This window comes from Bradyrhizobium sp. 35 (assembly GCF_023073215.1).
Classification (GTDB): Bacteria; Pseudomonadota; Alphaproteobacteria; order Rhizobiales; family Xanthobacteraceae; genus Bradyrhizobium; species Bradyrhizobium canariense_D.
The window spans coordinates 62,734-81,219 of sequence record NZ_JADPJC010000168.1 but is presented as its reverse complement, the minus strand read 5'-3'; the positions used below and the strand labels follow the sequence as shown (position 1 = coordinate 81,219).

At 63.6% G+C, this 18,486-nt stretch carries 17 protein-coding genes; all 17 read left to right on the top strand.

All coding sequences use genetic code 11. The features are described from left to right. Nucleotides 1–29: 29 nt before the first annotated feature. The 17 genes from IVB36_RS38950 to nuoN all read left to right on the top strand — a co-directional run bounded on the left by IVB36_RS38950 (nucleotide 30) and on the right by nuoN (nucleotide 18,485). Nucleotides 30–2,279 (top strand): TonB-dependent siderophore receptor, encoded by a 2,250-nt coding sequence (locus tag IVB36_RS38950; RefSeq protein WP_247395102.1) that lies wholly within the window; start codon nucleotides 30–32, stop codon nucleotides 2,277–2,279. Nucleotides 2,280–2,848: 569 nt separating this feature from the next. Further along, nucleotides 2,849–3,214: an NADH-quinone oxidoreductase subunit A gene (locus IVB36_RS38945; RefSeq protein ID WP_008136158.1), complete on the top strand. Its 366-nt coding sequence runs from the start codon at nucleotides 2,849–2,851 to the stop codon at nucleotides 3,212–3,214. Continuing rightward, nucleotides 3,211–3,792, top strand: a complete 582-nt coding sequence (locus tag IVB36_RS38940; protein ID WP_026232875.1) for an NADH-quinone oxidoreductase subunit B — start codon at nucleotides 3,211–3,213, stop codon at nucleotides 3,790–3,792. Before IVB36_RS38945 ends, IVB36_RS38940 begins: the two co-directional genes overlap by 4 nt. Nucleotides 3,793–3,803: 11 nt before the next feature. After that, the gene (locus IVB36_RS38935; protein ID WP_085384778.1) at nucleotides 3,804–4,418 is read left to right on the top strand and encodes an NADH-quinone oxidoreductase subunit C; all 615 of its coding nucleotides are present in this window, start codon (nucleotides 3,804–3,806) and stop codon (nucleotides 4,416–4,418) included. Nucleotides 4,419–4,420: 2 nt separating this feature from the next. Continuing rightward, entirely contained in the window at nucleotides 4,421–5,617 is a 1,197-nt protein-coding gene (locus IVB36_RS38930) for an NADH-quinone oxidoreductase subunit D (RefSeq protein WP_018455091.1), read from the top strand. Beyond that, a complete protein-coding gene (locus tag IVB36_RS38925) occupies nucleotides 5,617–6,579 on the top strand; it encodes an FkbM family methyltransferase (RefSeq protein ID WP_247370256.1) in 963 nt (320 codons plus the stop codon). Before IVB36_RS38930 ends, IVB36_RS38925 begins: the two co-directional genes overlap by 1 nt. Before the next feature lie 12 nt (nucleotides 6,580–6,591). Then, the gene (gene nuoE, locus IVB36_RS38920) at nucleotides 6,592–7,203 is read left to right on the top strand and encodes an NADH-quinone oxidoreductase subunit NuoE (RefSeq protein WP_247370258.1); all 612 of its coding nucleotides are present in this window, start codon (nucleotides 6,592–6,594) and stop codon (nucleotides 7,201–7,203) included. After that, nucleotides 7,203–7,406 (top strand): hypothetical protein, encoded by a 204-nt coding sequence (locus IVB36_RS38915; RefSeq protein WP_247370260.1) that lies wholly within the window; start codon nucleotides 7,203–7,205, stop codon nucleotides 7,404–7,406. Before nuoE ends, IVB36_RS38915 begins: the two co-directional genes overlap by 1 nt. 15 nt (nucleotides 7,407–7,421) lie before the next feature. Continuing rightward, on the top strand, nucleotides 7,422–8,747 hold the full coding sequence (gene nuoF / locus IVB36_RS38910) for an NADH-quinone oxidoreductase subunit NuoF (RefSeq protein ID WP_247370261.1): 1,326 nt from the start codon (nucleotides 7,422–7,424) through the stop codon (nucleotides 8,745–8,747). Between the two features lie 5 nt (nucleotides 8,748–8,752). Next, on the top strand, nucleotides 8,753–10,828 hold the full coding sequence (gene nuoG, locus IVB36_RS38905) for an NADH-quinone oxidoreductase subunit NuoG (RefSeq protein WP_018455086.1): 2,076 nt from the start codon (nucleotides 8,753–8,755) through the stop codon (nucleotides 10,826–10,828). A 4-nt stretch (nucleotides 10,829–10,832) separates the two neighbouring features. Continuing rightward, entirely contained in the window at nucleotides 10,833–11,900 is a 1,068-nt protein-coding gene (nuoH, locus tag IVB36_RS38900; protein WP_018455085.1) for an NADH-quinone oxidoreductase subunit NuoH, read from the top strand. A 14-nt stretch (nucleotides 11,901–11,914) separates the two neighbouring features. Continuing rightward, nucleotides 11,915–12,403: an NADH-quinone oxidoreductase subunit NuoI gene (gene nuoI / locus IVB36_RS38895; RefSeq protein WP_026232873.1), complete on the top strand. Its 489-nt coding sequence runs from the start codon at nucleotides 11,915–11,917 to the stop codon at nucleotides 12,401–12,403. Between the two features lie 9 nt (nucleotides 12,404–12,412). Next, nucleotides 12,413–13,051, top strand: a complete 639-nt coding sequence (locus IVB36_RS38890; protein ID WP_247395011.1) for an NADH-quinone oxidoreductase subunit J — start codon at nucleotides 12,413–12,415, stop codon at nucleotides 13,049–13,051. Continuing rightward, entirely contained in the window at nucleotides 13,048–13,356 is a 309-nt protein-coding gene (nuoK, locus tag IVB36_RS38885; protein WP_007603558.1) for an NADH-quinone oxidoreductase subunit NuoK, read from the top strand. Before IVB36_RS38890 ends, nuoK begins: the two co-directional genes overlap by 4 nt. A 61-nt stretch (nucleotides 13,357–13,417) precedes the next feature. Beyond that, nucleotides 13,418–15,517: an NADH-quinone oxidoreductase subunit L gene (gene nuoL, locus IVB36_RS38880; RefSeq protein ID WP_018455083.1), complete on the top strand. Its 2,100-nt coding sequence runs from the start codon at nucleotides 13,418–13,420 to the stop codon at nucleotides 15,515–15,517. Then, nucleotides 15,518–17,026 carry an NADH-quinone oxidoreductase subunit M gene (locus tag IVB36_RS38875; RefSeq protein WP_018455082.1) on the top strand — a complete coding sequence of 503 codons (1,509 nt, stop codon included), beginning with the start codon at nucleotides 15,518–15,520 and terminating at the stop codon, nucleotides 17,024–17,026. Nucleotides 17,027–17,048: 22 nt separating this feature from the next. Further along, nucleotides 17,049–18,485, top strand: coding sequence for an NADH-quinone oxidoreductase subunit NuoN (nuoN, locus tag IVB36_RS38870; protein WP_204511345.1), 1,437 nt, complete (start codon nucleotides 17,049–17,051; stop codon nucleotides 18,483–18,485). Nucleotide 18,486: the final 1 nt, after the last annotated feature.

Sequence of the window (18,486 nt, the reverse complement as noted above, 5' to 3'; positions counted from 1 at the left end):
TTTTGGGGTTGCGCGTGAACAGTCTTGGAATGCTGCGGTCGGCCATGTTGGCGACCGCATCCGCTTGGGTTTTGCTGCCGCAGGCATCGCTTGCACAATCTCCTGCGCAGATTGGCGCGCAGAACATTCCGTCGGTGACCGTCACCGCGCCGGAAGCGCGCCGACGAGCCATCTCCGTGCAGCGCCGTGCGCCGCGATCGTCCCAGCAGACCGCCAACCGAAACAGGCCGCAGCCGCCGCGCAATGTCGGTTTCGTCGAGACCCCGCTCGGCCCGGTGCACGGCTACGTCGCCGGCCGCAGCTCGTCCGGCACCAAGACCAACACGCCGATCATGGAGACGCCGCAGGCGGTGTCGGTGATCGGCGCGGAGCAGATTCGCGACCAGAAGGCGAACAAGCTCGACGAGGTCCTGCGCTATACTGGTGGAGTTCGCGCCGGGACCTTCGGCGCGGACACGCGCAACGACTGGTGGCTGATCCGCGGCTTTAAGTCCGACGACGTCGGACTGTTTCTCGACGGCATGCAGCTGTTCTACACCTCCTATGCGAGCTGGAAGCTCCAGACGCCCAACATGGAGCGCGTCGAGGTGCTGCGCGGTCCATCGGCCGTGCTCTATGGCGGATCGAGCCCGAGCGGCATCGTCAACGTCATCAGCAAGATGCCGCCGGCGGAGCCCGTCCGTTTCATCGAGACCGGCGTCAACAATTTCGGCAACGCCTATGTCGGCTTCGATGTTGCCGGTCCGGTCGCAACGAGCCACGAGAACGGCAAGCTGTTCTACCGCGTCGTCGGTCAGGTCCAGAACGGCCCCACGCAGGTCAATTTCACGCCGGACAACAACTACTTCATCGCGCCGTCGGTGACCTGGAAGCCGGACGCCGACACGAGGTTCACGGTACTGGCTTCAGCTTCCCGGCAGGAAACCCGTGGCATCAACTTCCTGCCCTATGAGGGCACGGTGACCAACGCTCGGTTCGGCAAGATCCCGACCAGCTTTTTCGCTGGCGATCCCAGCGTCGACAAGTTCACGCGCGAGCAGGAGATGCTTGGCTATCAGTTCGAGCGCAATCTCACCGACGATTTGACGTTCCGGCAGAATGCGCGCTTTGCCCATGTCGATGTGACCTATCGCGGCTATGTCGGCAATAATTGGGCTGACATCAACACGGCCAGTCTCGGTCGCTATAATTGGTATGCGAAGAACACCGCCAACCAGGCCAATCTCGACAATCAGCTGGAGTACCGCTTCAACACCGGCGCGGTGCGGCATACGATGCTGTTCGGGGTCGATTTGAAGGGCTACCAGATCGACGATTATCAGGCTTTCAACTTCGGCACCGTCCCTTCGATCAACGTCTTCAATCCCGCCTACGGGTTTGACATTCCGTTGACGGGCGCACCGTTCCGCAACTTCCAGATCACGCAGAAGCAGGCCGGCACCTATCTTCAGGACCAGATGAAGCTCGGCAACTTCACGCTGGTGCTGAGCGGCCGCAACGATTGGGTCGAGACGACGCAGGCTGCCCGTGATACCGGCGCCACGCTTGCCAGCCGCGACGACAGCAGGTTCAGCGGGCGCGCCGGGCTGATCTACAATTTCGACAACGGCATCGCGCCCTATGTGTCCTACGCCACGAGCTACAATCCGATCATCGGCCTCAACGCGCAAAACCAGCTGTTCCTGCCGGAGACCGGCCAGCAGACGGAAATCGGCGTGAAGGTCGCGCCGCGGGGATTTGACGGCTACTTCACCGCTTCGGTGTTCGACTTGAAACGTCAGCATGTGGCAACGACCGATCCTGTCGTCACGACCTTGCAGAACCAGACCGGCGAGGTGACCTCGCGCGGCATCGAGCTCGAAGCGGTGGCGAACGCCACGCGTGAGCTGAAGCTGATCGGCTCGTTCACGGCCTACCATTTGTTCAACAGCAGGGATCTGGACCCGTCTTTGGTCGGCAAGACCCCGACCAACACGCCTGAGCTCCTGGTGTCCGGCTGGGCGGACTACACCTTCAAGGACGGGCCACTCGCGGGGTTCGGCTTCGGCGGCGGTCTCCGCTATATCGGTTCGTCGTGGGCGGATACCGCCAATACCCTCGAGGTTCCCGCGGTCGTGCTCGGCGATCTCGCGTTCCACTATGAATGGCAGAACTGGCGCACCGCGCTGAACGTGATCAACCTGACCGACAAGATCTACGTCGCGAGCTGCGCGGCGGCGTCATCCTGCTTCTACGGCGACCGCCGGCGCGTCACCGCCAGCGTCTCCTACAAATGGTGAGGCAAATGACGAGAACAGGCGAGGGAAGGCCATCGTGAGAGCCTGACCGGCCCGTCGCCGGCTTCCACCACGAGACCGATGAGCTCGCGGGTCATGCCCCCCGGCCCGAAGCTCATGCGAGCGCGGCGCGCGACGACCCAGCCACGTCGCCGCCGCGCTCGCCACCCATTTTCCGCTGGGGCGAAGTGGGCCTCCTGCCCGACACATTCGCCAGACGAGCCCAGGTCCGATCGTGATGCATGGCTCCCGGGTCGCTCGCCCGATAATGGGCGCGCTTGCCTCGTTATAATCTGGACTTTGCAGCGTCGCGGCCTAGATAAGGTGAGCCTTCCCAACCACGGACGTCACGGCCCAGCGCGTGTGGACTGATCGGGGCGCCCTTGCTGGGGCTGTCGATCTGCTCCATACCAGCCGCGGGGTGATTCCGGGATTTCCACCGTTCTGAGGGCGACAAAGGGCCTAAAAAGAGCGTGTCTTGCGCCCATTGGTGCACTGCGCTAAGGCTCAGAACAATTCCAAACTGGACGAATCCGTGGCTGTCCCGAGGCTGCGGGAAAAAGGGCTCGTCAATGAGCGGCATTCTGCAGAACTATCTTCCACTCGTCGTCTTCATAGGGGTAGCGGGCCTCATTGGCCTGGTGCTGCTGATCGCGCCGTTCATCGTGGCGTTCCAGCAGCCGGACCCGGAAAAGCTGTCGGCGTATGAGTGCGGTTTCAACGCCTTCGACGACGCCCGCATGAAGTTCGACGTCCGCTTCTATCTCGTCGCCATCCTCTTCATCATCTTCGACCTCGAGGTGGCGTTCCTGTTTCCCTGGGCGGTGGCGTTCGGCAAGCTTGGCGCGACCGGCTTCTGGTCCATGGTGGTGTTCCTCGCCGTGCTGACGGTCGGGTTCGCCTATGAATGGAAGAAAGGCGCACTGGAATGGGATTGACCCCTACGTCGTCCGCCGGTCCGGTTCTCGCGCCGGCCCCCAAGGGCATCCTGGACCCGTCGACCGGCAAGCCGGTCGGGGCCAATGATCCGTTCTTCCTCGAGGTCAATTCGGAACTGTCCGACAAGGGCTTCTTCGTGGCCGCGACCGACGACCTCATCACCTGGGCGCGCACCGGCTCGCTGATGTGGATGACCTTCGGTCTCGCCTGCTGCGCGGTCGAGATGATGCAGGTCTCGATGCCGCGCTACGACGTCGAGCGCTTCGGCTTCGCGCCGCGCGCTTCACCGCGTCAGTCGGACGTGATGATCGTCGCGGGGACCCTGACCAACAAGATGGCGCCTGCGTTGCGCAAGGTCTACGACCAGATGCCCGAGCCGCGCTACGTCATCTCGATGGGCTCCTGCGCCAACGGCGGCGGCTATTATCACTATTCCTACTCGGTCGTGCGCGGTTGCGACCGCATCGTGCCGATCGACATCTATGTGCCGGGCTGCCCGCCCACGGCGGAAGCGCTGCTCTACGGCGTGCTGCTGCTGCAGAAGAAGATCCGCCGCACCGGCACAATCGAACGCTAAGGTTTTACGTCATGGACGACGCCAAGCTCGACGCCCTGGGGCAGACGATCGTTAGCGCCCTTCCGGGCGCCGCCATCGGTCATTCGGTGGCCTTCAACCAACTCACGGTGGATGTCGAGGTCAGCAAAATCGTCGAGGTGGTCAAGTACCTCCGCGACGACCCGAGCTGCCGCTTCATCAACTTCACCGACATCACGGCCGCGGATTATCCGTCGCGCGAAAAACGCTTCGACGTGATCTATCACTTCCTGTCACCGACCTTGAACGCGCGGATCCGGCTCAAGGCCCAGGCGGACGAGACCACGCAGGTGCCGTCGCTGATCGAGGTGTTTCCCGGGGCCGACTGGTTCGAGCGCGAAGCCTACGACCTCTATGGCGTGATCTTCGTCGGTCATCCCGACATGCGCCGCCTCCTGACCGATTACGGCTTCGAGGGTCATCCGCTGCGCAAGGACTTCCCGACCACCGGCTTCCTCGAGGTCCGCTACGACGACCAGGAGAAGCGGGTGGTGTACGAGCCGGTCAGGCTCAACCAGGAATTCCGCAAGTTCGACTTTTTGTCCCCGTGGGAGGGCGCCGACTATCCGGTCCTTCCAGGGGATGAAAAAGCAGGGCCGAAGGTCTGATCATGAACGAGCAACCCGAAGTCCTTCGCAACTTCACCATCAACTTCGGTCCGCAGCATCCGGCGGCGCACGGCGTGCTGCGCCTGGTGCTGGAGCTTGACGGCGAAGTCGTCGCCCGCGTCGACCCGCATATCGGCCTGCTTCACCGCGGCACCGAAAAGCTGATCGAGCAGAAGACCTATCTGCAGGCGATCCCTTATTTCGACCGCCTGGACTACGTCGCGCCGATGAACCAGGAGCACGCCTTCTGCATGGCTGCAGAAAAGCTGCTCGGCATCGAGGTGCCGCGCCGCGCGCAGCTGATCCGCGTGCTCTATTGCGAGATCGGCCGCATCCTGTCGCATTTGCTCAACGTCACCACGCAGGCGATGGACGTCGGCGCGCTGACCCCGCCGCTGTGGGGCTTTGAAGAGCGCGAAAAGCTGATGGTGTTCTACGAGCGCGCCTCCGGCAGTCGCATGCACGCAGCCTATTTCCGCGTCGGCGGCGTGCATCAGGACCTGCCGCAGAAGCTGGTCGACGACATCGACGCCTGGTGCGATCCGTTCCTGAAAGTGGTCGAAGATCTCGACCGGCTGCTCACCGCCAACCGCATCTTCAAGCAGCGCAACGTCGACATCGGCGTCGTGTCGCTGAAGGAAGCTTGGGAGTGGGGCTTCTCGGGCGTGATGGTGCGCGGCTCGGGCGCGGCCTGGGATCTGCGCAAGTCGCAGCCCTATGAATGCTACGCCGAGATGGATTTCGACATCCCGATCGGCAAGAACGGCGACTGCTATGACCGCTATCTGATCCGCATGGAAGAGATGCGCCAGTCCGTGCGCATCATGAAGCAGTGCATCCAGAAGCTGAACGCGGCCGACGGGAAGGGTCCCGTCGTCGTCGAGGACAACAAGGTCGCGCCGCCGCGCCGTGGCGAGATGAAGCGCTCGATGGAAGCGCTGATCCACCACTTCAAGCTCTACACCGAAGGCGTCCACGTGCCCGCCGGCGAGGTCTACGCCGCGGTCGAGGCGCCGAAGGGCGAGTTCGGCGTCTTTCTGATCTCGGACGGCACCAACAAGCCCTACAAGTGCAAGATCCGCGCGCCCGGCTTTGCGCATCTGCAGGCGATGGACCACATCTGCCGCGGTCATCTGCTCGCCGACGTCTCGGCGATCCTCGGCTCGCTCGACATCGTGTTCGGAGAGGTCGATCGGTGATGGCGCAGGCGCCGATCCAGTTTGACCGTGCCTCGGGGGCCCTTGAAGGGGCCAACCTGTGGGAGCGGACGGCTGCCTTGGCGCTGGTGACGGGATCGAAGATCTCGTCGCACTTCTCGCATATGGGCTACATCGCCTGCGCCAATCTGCTGCGCAAGACGCTGCCCGAGCGCAATATCGCGATCAAGCTCAACCCCGACGCCGTGTTCGAATTTCCCTACGGCGACGGCTATTGGAGCAAGCTGCTCAACCGCTCCTACAATTACGAGGACGAGCTGGAGCTGTTGTTCGCCGATTCCATCGACGTCGACTACACGCTGCTCGATTGCGGCGCGAATTACGGCTATTGGTCGGTGCTGGTGTCGAGCAAGCCGTTCGGCTCGCACAAGGCGATCGCGATCGAGCCGTCGGGGCAGAACTATCCGAAGCTCGCCAACAACGCCCGCATCAATGGCAGCCGCTTCGAGACCATGAAATGCGCGATCGGCGCGGCCCGTGGCATCGCGCGCCTGTCAGGCACCAAGCACGAGGCCTTCAGCATCGCCGGCGATGCGTCGGCGGGCGGCGAGGACGTGCCGGTCATTGCGCTCGACAATCTGATCGACGACGGCAAGATCGCAGGCACCGGCAAGTACCTGATCAAGCTCGACGTCGAGGGCGTCGAGATCGAGGCGATCAAGGGCGGCGCCCGGCTGCTCCAGGCCGACAGCGTCGTCATGTGCGAGGAGCACGGCAGCGACCGTTCGCACGCGGTCTCGCGCTACATCCTCGAACACACCCCGCTGAAGCTGATCGTCTACGATCCCAGCACCCGACGTATGGAAACGGTGACCGAGCTGTCGATCCTCGACCGCATCAAGGTCTCCACCCACGTCGGCTACAATGTTTTCGGCACCGCAAGCGCATTCTGGCAGGACAGGATCAATGCCCTGAATGCGAAAACAGCGCGCCGCGTGCAGTGAGAGATTGAAGAGATGTCCGTTCGCCGATTAGCATCGAAGGAAGTCCAGCCCGCGAGCTTTGCGTTCACGGAGGAGAACCTCGCGTTCGCCAAGCAGCAGATCGCGAAATATCCGGCCGGACGCCAGGCTTCGGCCGTCATCGCCATCCTCTGGCGGGCGCAGGAGCAGCACGACGGCTGGGTCTCGGAAGCCGCGATCCGCGTCATCGCCGACATGCTCGACATGCCCTATATCCGCGTGCTCGAGGTCGCGACCTTCTACACGATGTTCCAGCTCGCCCCGGTCGGCAAGAAGGCCCACGTCCAGGTCTGCGGCACCACGCCGTGTCGCCTGCGCGGCGCTGAGGATCTGATCCACGTCTGCGAGCACCGCATTCATCACGAGCCCTTCCATCTCTCCAAGGACGGCAATTTCAGCTGGGAAGAGGTGGAGTGCCTCGGTGCCTGCGTGAATGCGCCGATGGTGCTGATCGGCAAGGACACATATGAGGATCTGACGAAGGAAAGCTTCGGCAAGGTGCTCGATGGCTTTGCCTCGGGCAATCCGCCCAAGCCCGGTCCGCAGAACGGCCGCCAGTTCTCGGCGCCGACCGGTGGGCCGACCACGCTGAAGGAAATCACCTGATGCGTGATCTCTCACCGCCAGTTGATGGGAGCAGTGTTGTGAAGAAGTGGGGCTTCGTCGCAATGCATTCCGCCGTGGCGGCCACATTCATTTTCCTGCTTCAGCGCTTCGCACTGAACGCGTCGCTGGAATCCAGTCTGCTCTGGGCGCTGACCTTCGCCGTCTGCGCCGCCGGGCTTGCCTACAAGCAAGCCAACCGTTGATCGGAAAGCACTGACATGCTCGAGGACAAGGACCGCATCTTCAAGAACCTCTACGGCCTCCACGATTGGGGCCTCGAGGGCGCGCGGCGCCGCGGCGCCTGGGATGGTACGAAGAACATCATCGACAAGGGCCGTGACTGGATCATCAACGAGATGAAGGCGTCGGGGCTGCGCGGCCGCGGTGGCGCCGGCTTCCCGACCGGCCTGAAATGGTCGTTTATGCCGAAGGAGTCGACCGACGGAAGGCCGAGCTATCTCGTCGTCAATGCCGACGAATCCGAGCCCGGCACCTGCAAGGATCGCGAGATCATGCGGCACGATCCGCATCTCCTGATCGAGGGCTGCCTGATCGCGAGCTGCGCGATGAACGCGCATGCCTGCTACATCTATGTCCGCGGCGAGTTCATCCGCGAGCGCGAGCATCTCCAGGCGGCGATCGACCAGGCCTATGAGGCCAAGCTGGTCGGCAAGGACAACGTCAACGGCTGGCCCTTCGACATCTACGTCGCCCACGGCGCCGGCGCCTATATCTGCGGCGAGGAAACCGCGCTGCTCGAGAGCCTCGAAGGCAAGAAGGGCCAGCCGCGCCTGAAGCCGCCGTTCCCGGCCAATGTCGGCCTGTACGGCTGCCCGACCACCGTCAACAATGTCGAGTCGATCGCGGTTGCGCCCGACATCCTGCGCCGTGGCGCGGCATGGTTCGCCGGCATCGGTCGTCCGAACAATGTCGGCACCAAGCTGTTCTGCATCTCCGGCCATGTCGAGCGGCCCTGCAACGTCGAAGAGGCCATGGGCATTCCGTTCCGTGAGCTGATCGAGAAGCATTGCGGCGGCATCCGCGGTGGTTGGGACAACCTCAAGGCCGTGATCCCCGGCGGCTCCTCCGTGCGCATGGTGCCGGCCGAGCAGATCATCGACACGCCGATGGATTTCGACAGCTTGAGCAAGCTGCGCTCGGGTCTCGGCACCGCGGCCGTGATCGTGATGGACAAGTCGACCGATTTGATCCGCGCCATCGCCCGCATCTCCTATTTCTACAAGCATGAGAGCTGCGGCCAGTGCACGCCGTGCCGCGAAGGCACCGGCTGGATGTGGCGCGTCTTGACCCGCATGGCCGAAGGCCGCGCCCACAAGCGCGAGATCGACATGCTGCTGGAAGTCACCAAGCAGGTCGAAGGTCACACCATCTGCGCGCTCGGCGATGCGGCGGCGTGGCCGATCCAGGGCCTGATCGCGCATTTCCGTCATGAGATCGAAGCGCGCATCGACCAATATTCGCACAAGTCCGACATCGACGATATCGGCGTCCGCGATCCCATGAACATGGTCGCGGCGGAGTAGAGAGAATGACCAAGCTCATCATCGACGGTAAAGAGATCGATGTCCCCGCCGAATACACGCTGCTCCAGGCGTGCGAAGCGGCCGGCGCCGAGATTCCGCGCTTCTGCTATCACGAGCGGCTGTCGATCGCCGGCAATTGCCGGATGTGCCTCGTCGAGGTGAAGGGCGGCCCGAAGCCGGTCGCGAGCTGCGCCTGGGGCGTGCGCGATTGCCGTCCGGGTCCCAAGGGCGAGCCGCCGGAGATCTCCACCCGTTCGCCGATGGTGAAGAAGGCGCGCGAAGGCGTGATGGAATTCCTTCTGATCAACCATCCGCTGGATTGCCCGATCTGCGATCAGGGCGGCGAGTGCGACCTCCAGGACCAGGCGATGGGCTACGGTGTCGACACCAGCCGCTTCGCCGAGAACAAGCGCGCGGTCGAGGACAAATATCTCGGCGCGCTGGTCAAGACCTCGATGAACCGCTGCATCCAGTGCACCCGCTGCGTCCGCTTCTCGGCGGAAGTGGCCGGCGCCCCCGAAATGGGTGCGACCGGCCGCGGCGAGGACATGGAGATCACGACCTATCTCGAGCACGCGCTGACCTCGGAATTGCAAGGCAATCTCGTCGACATCTGCCCGGTCGGCGCGCTGACCTCGAAGCCCTATGCTTTCGCCGCGCGCCCGTGGGAGCTCGGCAAGACCCAGTCGATCGACGTGATGGACGGCGTGGGATCCGCGATCCGCGTCGACACCCGCGGCCGCGAAGTGATGCGTATCCTGCCGCGCATCAACGAGGCCGTGAACGAGGAGTGGATCTCCGACAAGACCCGTCACGTCGTCGACGGCCTGCGCACCCAGCGTCTCGACCGGCCCTATATCCGCGAAGCCGGCAAGCTGCGCGCGGCGAACTGGCCCGAGGCCTTTGCCGCGATCGCCGCGAAAGCGGCCCGCACCGACGGCAAGCGCATCGGCGCGATCGCGGGCGACCTCGCCGGCGTCGAAGAGATGTTCGCGCTGAAGGATCTGCTGGCCAAATACGGCTCGGCCAATCTGGCGGTGCAGGGCGGCGACGCCTTCGATCCCGCGCTCGGCCGCGGCTCCTACATCTTCAATCCGACGCTCGCCGGCGTGGAGCAGGCCGATGCGCTGCTCATCATCGGCGCCAATCCGCGGAAAGAAGCGGCCGTGTTCAACGCCCGCATCCGCAAGCGCTGGCGCGCCGGCGGCTTCAAGGTCGGCGTGATCGGCGCCAAGGCCGACCTCACCTACGATTATGACCATCTCGGCGCAGGCACCGACACGCTGGGCGAGCTCGCGGCCGGCAAGCACTCCTTCATGGATGTGCTGAAGAACGCCAAGAACCCGATCATCCTGGTCGGTGCGGGCGCCGCCTCGCGCCACGACGGCGCCGCCATTCTCGCCGCCGCTGCTAAGCTCGCGCTCGATGTCGGCGCGCTCAAGGACGGCTGGAACGGCTTTGGCGTGCTGCATGAGAGCGCCTCGCGCGTCGGGGCGCTCGACATCGGCTTTGTCGCCGGTCAGGGCGGACTGAACGCGGCGCAGATGACGACGTTCGGGACGCTCGATCTGCTGTTCCTGCTCGGCGCCGACGAGATCAAGCCGTCGGACGGCACCTTCGTCGTCTATATCGGCACCCACGGCGACCGCGGCGCCCATCGCGCCGACGTGATCCTGCCGGCCGCCGCCTATACCGAGAAGTCCGCGATCTACGTCAACACCGAAGGCCGCGTGCAAATGACCGGACGGGCCGCATTCCCGCCGGGCGAGGCCCGCGAGGACTGGGCGATTATCCGCGCGCTGTCGGAGGCGCTCGGCAAGAAGCTCGGCTATGACTCGCTTTCGGCCCTGCGCCAGGCGATCTTCAAGGCGGTGCCGCATCTGATCCGTCTCGACCAGACCGAGCCCGGCTCGGCCGACCAGATCAGGAAGCTCGCGGGGAAGGGCGGCACGACGGAGAAGGCCCCGTTCAAGCCGCTTGTCGAGGACTTCTATTTGACCAACCCAATCGCGCGTGCGTCCGCCGTGATGGCGGAATGTTCGCGGCTTGCCTCCGGGCAGATGCTGACCGCAGCGGAGTGAGCCGATGGAATTCTTCGAAAGCGCATTCTGGACCGGGTTCCTCTGGCCGCTGATCATCATGATCGCGCAGAGCGTCCTGGTGCTGGTCGTTCTGCTGGTGGCGATCGCCTACATCCTGCTCGCCGACCGCAAGATCTGGGCGGCGGTGCAGATCCGCCGCGGCCCGAACGTGGTTGGTCCCTGGGGCCTGCTGCAATCCTTCGCCGACCTCCTGAAGTTCGTGCTGAAGGAGCCGATCATCCCGTCCGGCGCCAACAAGGGCGTGTTTCTTCTTGCTCCCTTGGTCTCGTGCGTGCTCGCGCTCGCGGCCTGGGCGGTGATCCCTACCAATCTCGGCTGGGTGATCTCCGACATCAACGTCGGCGTTCTCTTCATCTTCGCGATCTCGTCGCTGTCGATCTACGGCATCATCATGGCCGGCTGGTCGTCGAACTCGAAATATCCGTTCCTCGCGGCGCTGCGCTCGGCGGCGCAGATGGTGTCCTACGAGGTCTCGATCGGCTTCGTCATCATCACGGTGCTGCTCTGCGCCGGCACGCTGAACCTCTCGGCCGTGGTCGAGGCGCAGCATGTCCGCGGCCTCGCCAGCCTGATCGGGCTGCCGCAGCTCACCATCCTGAACTGGTACGTCTGGCCGCTGTTCCCGATGTTCGTGATCTTCTACGTCTCGGCGCTGGCTGAAACCAACCGCCCGCCGTTCGACCTCGTCGAAGCAGAATCCGAGCTCGTCGCCGGCTTCATGGTCGAGTACGGCTCGACGCCGTATCTTCTGTTCATGCTCGGCGAGTATGTCGCGATTGCCACGATGTGCGCGATGGCGACGATCTTGTTTCTCGGAGGCTGGCTGCCGCCGGTGGACCTGCCGCCCTTCAACTGGGTGCCGGGGATCATCTGGTTCTCGCTGAAACTGTTCTTCATGTTCTTCCTGTTCGCGATGGCCAAGGCGATCGTGCCGCGCTACCGCTACGATCAACTGATGCGCCTCGGCTGGAAAGTGTTCCTGCCGTTGTCGCTGGCGATGGTGATCGTGGTGGCCGGTGTGCTGCACTTCGCCGACATCGCGCCGAAGTGAGGGCCGTCATGGGTATCAACATCAACGCCACTGCACGCTCGCTTCTGCTGTCGGAATTCGTCTCGGCGTTCTTCCTCGCCATGCGCTATTTCTTCCAGCCGAAGCCGACGCTGAACTATCCCTTCGAGAAGGGCCCGATCTCCCCGCGCTTCCGCGGCGAGCATGCGCTGCGCCGCTATCCGAACGGAGAAGAGCGCTGCATCGCCTGCAAGCTGTGCGAAGCGGTTTGCCCGGCCCAGGCCATCACCATCGAGGCCGGTCCGCGCCGCAACGACGGCACCCGCCGCACCGTGCGCTACGACATCGACATGGTGAAGTGCATCTATTGCGGCCTCTGCCAGGAAGCCTGTCCGGTCGACGCCATCGTCGAAGGTCCGAACTTCGAGTTCGCGACCGAGACCCGCGAGGAACTGTTCTATGACAAGGCCAAGCTGCTCGCCAATGGCGACCGCTGGGAACGCGAGATCGCGAAAGCGATCGAACTCGACGCGCCGTACCGGTGAGATGAGAGCATGATCCTTCCCGCGCTGTTCTTCTATCTGTTCGCCGGCGTCTGTGTCGCCTCGGCGGTGATGGTGATTGTCTCGCGCAATCCCGTGCACTCGGTGCTGTACCTGATCCTGGCCTTCGTCAACGCCTCCGGTCTGTTCGTGTTGATGGGCGCCGAATTCCTCGCGATGATCCTGATCGTCGTCTATGTCGGTGCGGTCGCGGTCCTGTTCCTGTTCGTGATCATGATGCTCGACGTCGACTTCCTCGAGCTGCGCGAGGGCTTCATCGAATACCTGCCGGTCGGCCTCGTGATCGGCGGCATCTTCCTGTTCGAGCTGCTGCTCACGGTCGGCTTCTGGGTCATCAAGCCCGGCGTCGCCAAGACGATCACGGCGGCGATCCCGACCAACGTCTCCAATACCGAGGCGCTCGGCCTGGTGCTCTATACCAAGTACATCCACTACTTCCAGCTCTCGGGCATGGTGCTGCTGGTCGCGATGATCGGCGCCATCGTGCTGACGCTGCGGCACAAGGCGAGCGTCAAGCGGCAGGACATCAACATTCAGAACGCGCGCACGCCCGAAATAGCGATGGCGATACGCAAGGTGGCGCCGGGGCAGGGGCTCCAGGACTCTGACGCGGCGGAGTGGGTGAAATGACGATCGGGCTCGGACACTATCTTGCGGTCGGCGCGATCCTGTTCACGCTCGGGATCCTCGGCATCTTCCTGAACCGCAAGAACATCATCGTCATCCTGATGTCGATCGAGCTGATCCTGCTCGCGGTCAACGTCAACCTCGTGGCGTTCTCGACCTTCCTCGGCGACATCGTCGGGCAGGTCTTCGCGCTCCTGGTGCTCACCGTCGCGGCCGCTGAAGCCGCGATCGGTCTCGCCATCCTGGTGGTCTATTTCCGCAACCGCGGCTCGATCGCGGTTGAGGACGTCAATCTGATGAAGGGCTGATCGCATGATCCGGAAAAGTGGACACCGGTTTTCCGACCAGATCATGCGGAAAGAGTAAATCATGGTCCAGGCAATCGTCTTCCTGCCTCTGCTGGGCGCCATTCTGGCTGGCCTGATCGCGCTGTTCGGCGCGCATGCCCGCAACCCCTCGGGCGACACGGTCGAGCATCACGATGATCACGGTCATGGCGCGCACGCCCATGCGTCGGACACGATCAACGAGGATGCGTCGGTCGTCCACGAGACTCATCACGAACCCGGAGATGGCCACGACGACCACCACGTCTCCAAGCCGCCCGCGGCGGGCTCGCGCGCTGCCGAGCTGATCACCACGGCGTTGCTGTTCGTGTCGGCGGCGCTGTCCTGGATGACGCTGGTCGATGTCGGCTTCATGCACCACGACATGCGCATTCCGCTGCTGCCGTGGATCCTCTCCGGCGATCTCCAGGTCTACTGGACGCTGCGGGTCGACACGCTCACCGCCGTGATGCTGGTGGTCGTGACCACCGTGTCCTCGCTCGTGCACCTCTATTCCATCGGCTACATGGACGAGGATCCGAACCGGCCGCGCTTCTTCGGCTATCTCTCGCTGTTCACCTTCGCCATGCTGATGCTGGTGACCGCCGACAACCTCGTGCAGCTGTTCTTCGGCTGGGAAGGCGTGGGTCTGGCAAGCTACCTCCTGATCGGTTTCTGGTACCAGAAGCCGTCGGCGAACGCCGCCGCCATCAAGGCCTTCGTGGTCAACCGTGTCGGCGATTTCGGCTTCGCGCTCGGCATCTTCGCGATCTTCCTGCTGGCCGGCTCGACCGATTTCGAGACCATCTTCCACGCTGCGCCCGGGTTGACCGGCAAGACCATCGACTTCCTCGGCTGGCACGCCGACGCGCTGACCCTGACCTGCCTGCTGCTGTTCATGGGCGCGATGGGCAAATCGGCGCAGTTCCTGCTGCACACCTGGCTGCCGGACGCGATGGAAGGCCCGACCCCGGTGTCGGCGCTGATCCACGCCGCGACCATGGTCACCGCCGGCGTCTTCATGGTGGCGCGCCTGTCGCCGCTGTTCGAACTCGCGCCGAACGCGCAGGCCGTCGTGATGTTCTTCGGCGCCACTACGGCGTTCTTCGCGGCGACCATTGGCCTGGTCCAGAACGACATCAAGCGCATCGTCGCTTACTCGACCTGTTCGCAGCTCGGCTACATGTTCGTGGCGATGGGAGCAGGGGCCTATTCGGTAGGCATGTTCCATTTGTTCACGCACGCCTTCTTCAAGGCGCTGTTGTTCTTGGGCTCCGGCTCGGTGATCTACGCGATGCATCACGAGCAGGACATCCGCAACATGGGCGGCCTGTGGCGCAAGATCCCATACACCTACGCGGTGATGGTGGTCGGCACGCTCGCGCTCACGGGATTCCCGCTGACCGCGGGCTATTTCTCCAAGGACGCGATCATCGAGTCCGCCTACGCCTCGCACAATCCGTTCGCGATGTACGGCTTCCTGATGACGGTCGTCGCGGCCGGCCTGACCTCGTTCTACTCGTGGCGCCTCATCTTCAAGACCTTCCACGGCGAGCCGCATGACGAGCACCACTACGAGGCCGCGCATGAAGCGCCGATCTGGATGCTGATCCCGATCGGTGTGCTTGCGGTCGGCTCCATCCTGGCCGGCTTCCCGTTCAAGGAGCTGTTCGCCGGTCACGGCATCGAGGAGTTCTTCCGCGAGTCCGTGAAGATGAACCCGCATATCATCGAGGAGATGCACCACATTCCCGAGACCATCGCCTTCCTGCCGACGGTGATGATGGTGCTGGGCTTCCTGGTGTCATACCTGTTCTACATCCGCCGGCCTTATCTGCCGGTCGAGCTCGCGAACACGCAGCCAATGCTGTACAAGTTCCTGCTCAACAAATGGTACTTCGACGAGCTCTACGACATCATCTTCGTCCGTCCGGCGAAGTGGATTGGCTATCAGCTCTGGAAGAAGGGTGACGGCTTCATCATCGACGGTCTCGGCCCCGATGGCGTCTCAGCCCGCGTGCTGGACGTCACCCGCAACGTCGTGAAAATCCAGACCGGCTATCTCTACCACTACGCGTTCGCCATGCTGATCGGTGCCGCCGGCCTGATCACCTGGTTCATGTTCGGCTTTGGAGGCCAGTAAATGACGACCTGGCCAATTCTATCCGTCACGACGTTCCTGCCGCTGGTCGGCGCGCTGATCGTCTATCTCAGCCGTGGCGACGACGAGGCGGCCCGGCGCAACTCGCGCTGGATCGCGCTGTGGACCACGCTGATCACCTTCGCTGTGTCGGTGATCCTGGTCATGCGGTTCGATGCGTCGAGCGCCGACTTCCAGTTCGTCGAGAAGGCGAACTGGCTTGCCACCGGCATCACCTACCACATGGGCGTGGACGGCATCTCGTTGCCGCTGGTGATCCTGACCACCGCCATCATGCCGTTTTGCATCATCGCGAGCTGGAAGGCGATTACCAACCGCGTCCGCGAATACATGATGGCGTTCCTGATCCTGGAAACGCTGATGATCGGCACCTTCTCGGCGCTCGATCTCGTGCTGTTCTACCTGTTCTTCGAAGGCGGCCTGATCCCGATGTTCCTGATCATCGGCGTCTGGGGCGGTCCGCGCCGGGTCTATGCATCTTTCAAGTTCTTCCTCTACACGCTGCTCGGCTCGGTGCTGATGCTGCTCGCGATCATGGCGCTGTACTGGAACGGCGGCACCACCGACATCCCGACCCTGATGCACACCGCCGTGCCGCGCTCGCTGCAGACCTGGGCGTGGCTCGCCTTCTTCGCCTCGTTCGCGGTGAAGATGCCGATGTGGCCGGTGCACACCTGGCTCCCCGACGCCCACGTCGAGGCGCCGACCGCAGGCTCGGTGGTCCTGGCCGCGATCCTTCTGAAGATGGGCGGCTACGGCTTCCTGCGCTTCTCGCTGCCGATGTTCCCGCTGGCTTCGCACGACTTCGCGCCGCTGGTCTTCACGCTTTCGGCCATCGCCATCATCTACACCTCGTTGGTGGCGCTGATGCAGGAGGACATGAAGAAGCTGATTGCGTACTCCTCGGTGGCGCATATGGGCTTCGTCACCATGGGCATTTTCGCCGGTACCATGCAGGGTGTCGCCGGCGGCGTGTTCCAGATGATCTCGCACGGCATCGTCTCCGGCGCGCTGTTCCTCTGCGTCGGCATCGTCTACGACCGCATGCACACCCGTGAGATCGCGGCCTATGGCGGCCTCGTCAACCGGATGCCGCTCTACGCGCTGACCTTCATGGTCTTCACCATGGCCAATGTCGGCCTGCCCGGCACCTCCGGCTTCGTCGGCGAGTTCATGACGCTGCTCGGTACCTTCAAGGTCTCGATCCCGACCGCGTTCTTCGCCACCTTCGGCGTGATCCTGTCGGCCTGCTACGCGCTGTGGCTCTACCGCAAGGTCGTGTTCGGGGCGCTGGTCAAGCCGTCGCTGGCGAGCATGAAGGATCTCACCTTCCGGGAGGGCTTGACGCTGTTCCCGCTGATCGCGCTGACGATCCTGTTCGGCATCTATCCGAAGCCGGTGCTCGACATGTCGGCGGCCTCGGTCCAGCAACTCGTCAACAATTACAACACCGCTGTGACGGCCGTGAAGGCCGCCGCACTGCTCCAGTGAGCGGGCAGGTCAGGATATCGCCATGAGCTTTGAGACTGCAGGTTATCAACTGGCGCCGGTGCTGCCCGAGCTCGTGCTCGCGGTCGGGGCGATGGCACTCCTGATGCTCGGCGCCTATCGCGGGCAGGAGACCACCAAGACGGTCACGACGCTTGCGGTGCTGCTCCTGATCGTTGTCGGCGTGCTCGAATACATGCTGCCCGCGGGCAAGCACGTGACCTTCGGCGGCAGCTTCATCGTCGATGATTTTGCCCGCTTCATGAAGATCCTGGCCCTGATCGGCTCGGCGGTGACGCTGGTGCTGTCGACCGAGTTCCTGTCGGATCCGTCGCGCCGCATCTTCGAATATGCGATCCTGGTGCTGCTCTCGACGCTCGGCATGATGGTGCTGATCTCGGCCGGCGATCTGATCTCGCTTTATCTCGGCCTCGAATTGATGTCGCTGGCGCTCTACGTTGTCGCGGCCTCGAACCGCGACAACGCCAAGTCGACCGAAGCCGGCCTGAAGTACTTCGTGCTCGGCGCGCTGTCCTCGGGCATGCTGCTCTACGGCTCCTCGCTGATCTACGGCTTCACGGGCACGGTGGCCTTCACCGGCATCGCGGCGGCCGCGACGATCTCGAATGTCGGCCTGGTGTTCGGCCTGGTGTTCCTGCTCGCCGGCCTCTGCTTCAAGGTCTCAGCGGTGCCGTTCCACATGTGGACACCCGACGTCTACGAGGGCGCACCGACGCCTGTGACGGCCTTCTTCGCCTCGGCCCCGAAAGTGGCCGCGCTCGCGGTCTTCACCCGCGTCACGCTGACCGCATTCCCGGGCATCGTCTCGCAGTGGCAGCAGATCCTGGTGTTCGTGTCGATCGCCTCGATGGCGCTGGGCTCGTTCGCCGCGATCGGCCAGAGCAACATCAAGCGCCTGATGGCCTATTCCTCGATCGGCCATATGGGCTTTGCCCTGGTCGGTCTTGCCGCAGGCACGGTCGAGGGCGCGCAGGGCGTGTTGATGTACATCGTGATCTATGTCGCGATGACGCTGGGCTCCTTCGCCATCATCCTGGCGATGAAACGCGATGGCCAGCCGGTCGAGCAGATCAGCGATTTCGCGGGTCTCTCGCGGACCAATCCGCTGCTCGCCTTCATGTTCGCGATGCTGCTGTTCTCGCTCGCCGGCATCCCGCCGCTCGCCGGCTTCTTCGCCAAATGGTACGTCTTCGTCGCCGCCATCAAGGCGAACCTGTTCACGCTCGCCGTGATCGGCGTGCTCTCCAGCGTGGTCGGCGCCTACTACTATCTCAGCATCGTCAAGACGATGTATTTCGACGAGCCGGCCGGGCAGGTCGATCCGGTGCGCGTCGAAGTCAAGACGGTGCTGGCGGTCGCGGGCCTGTTCAACATTCTGTTCGCCCTGTTCGCGGGCCCGGTGGTGAGCGTCGCCTCCGCCGCCGCCAAGTCGCTGTTCTAGG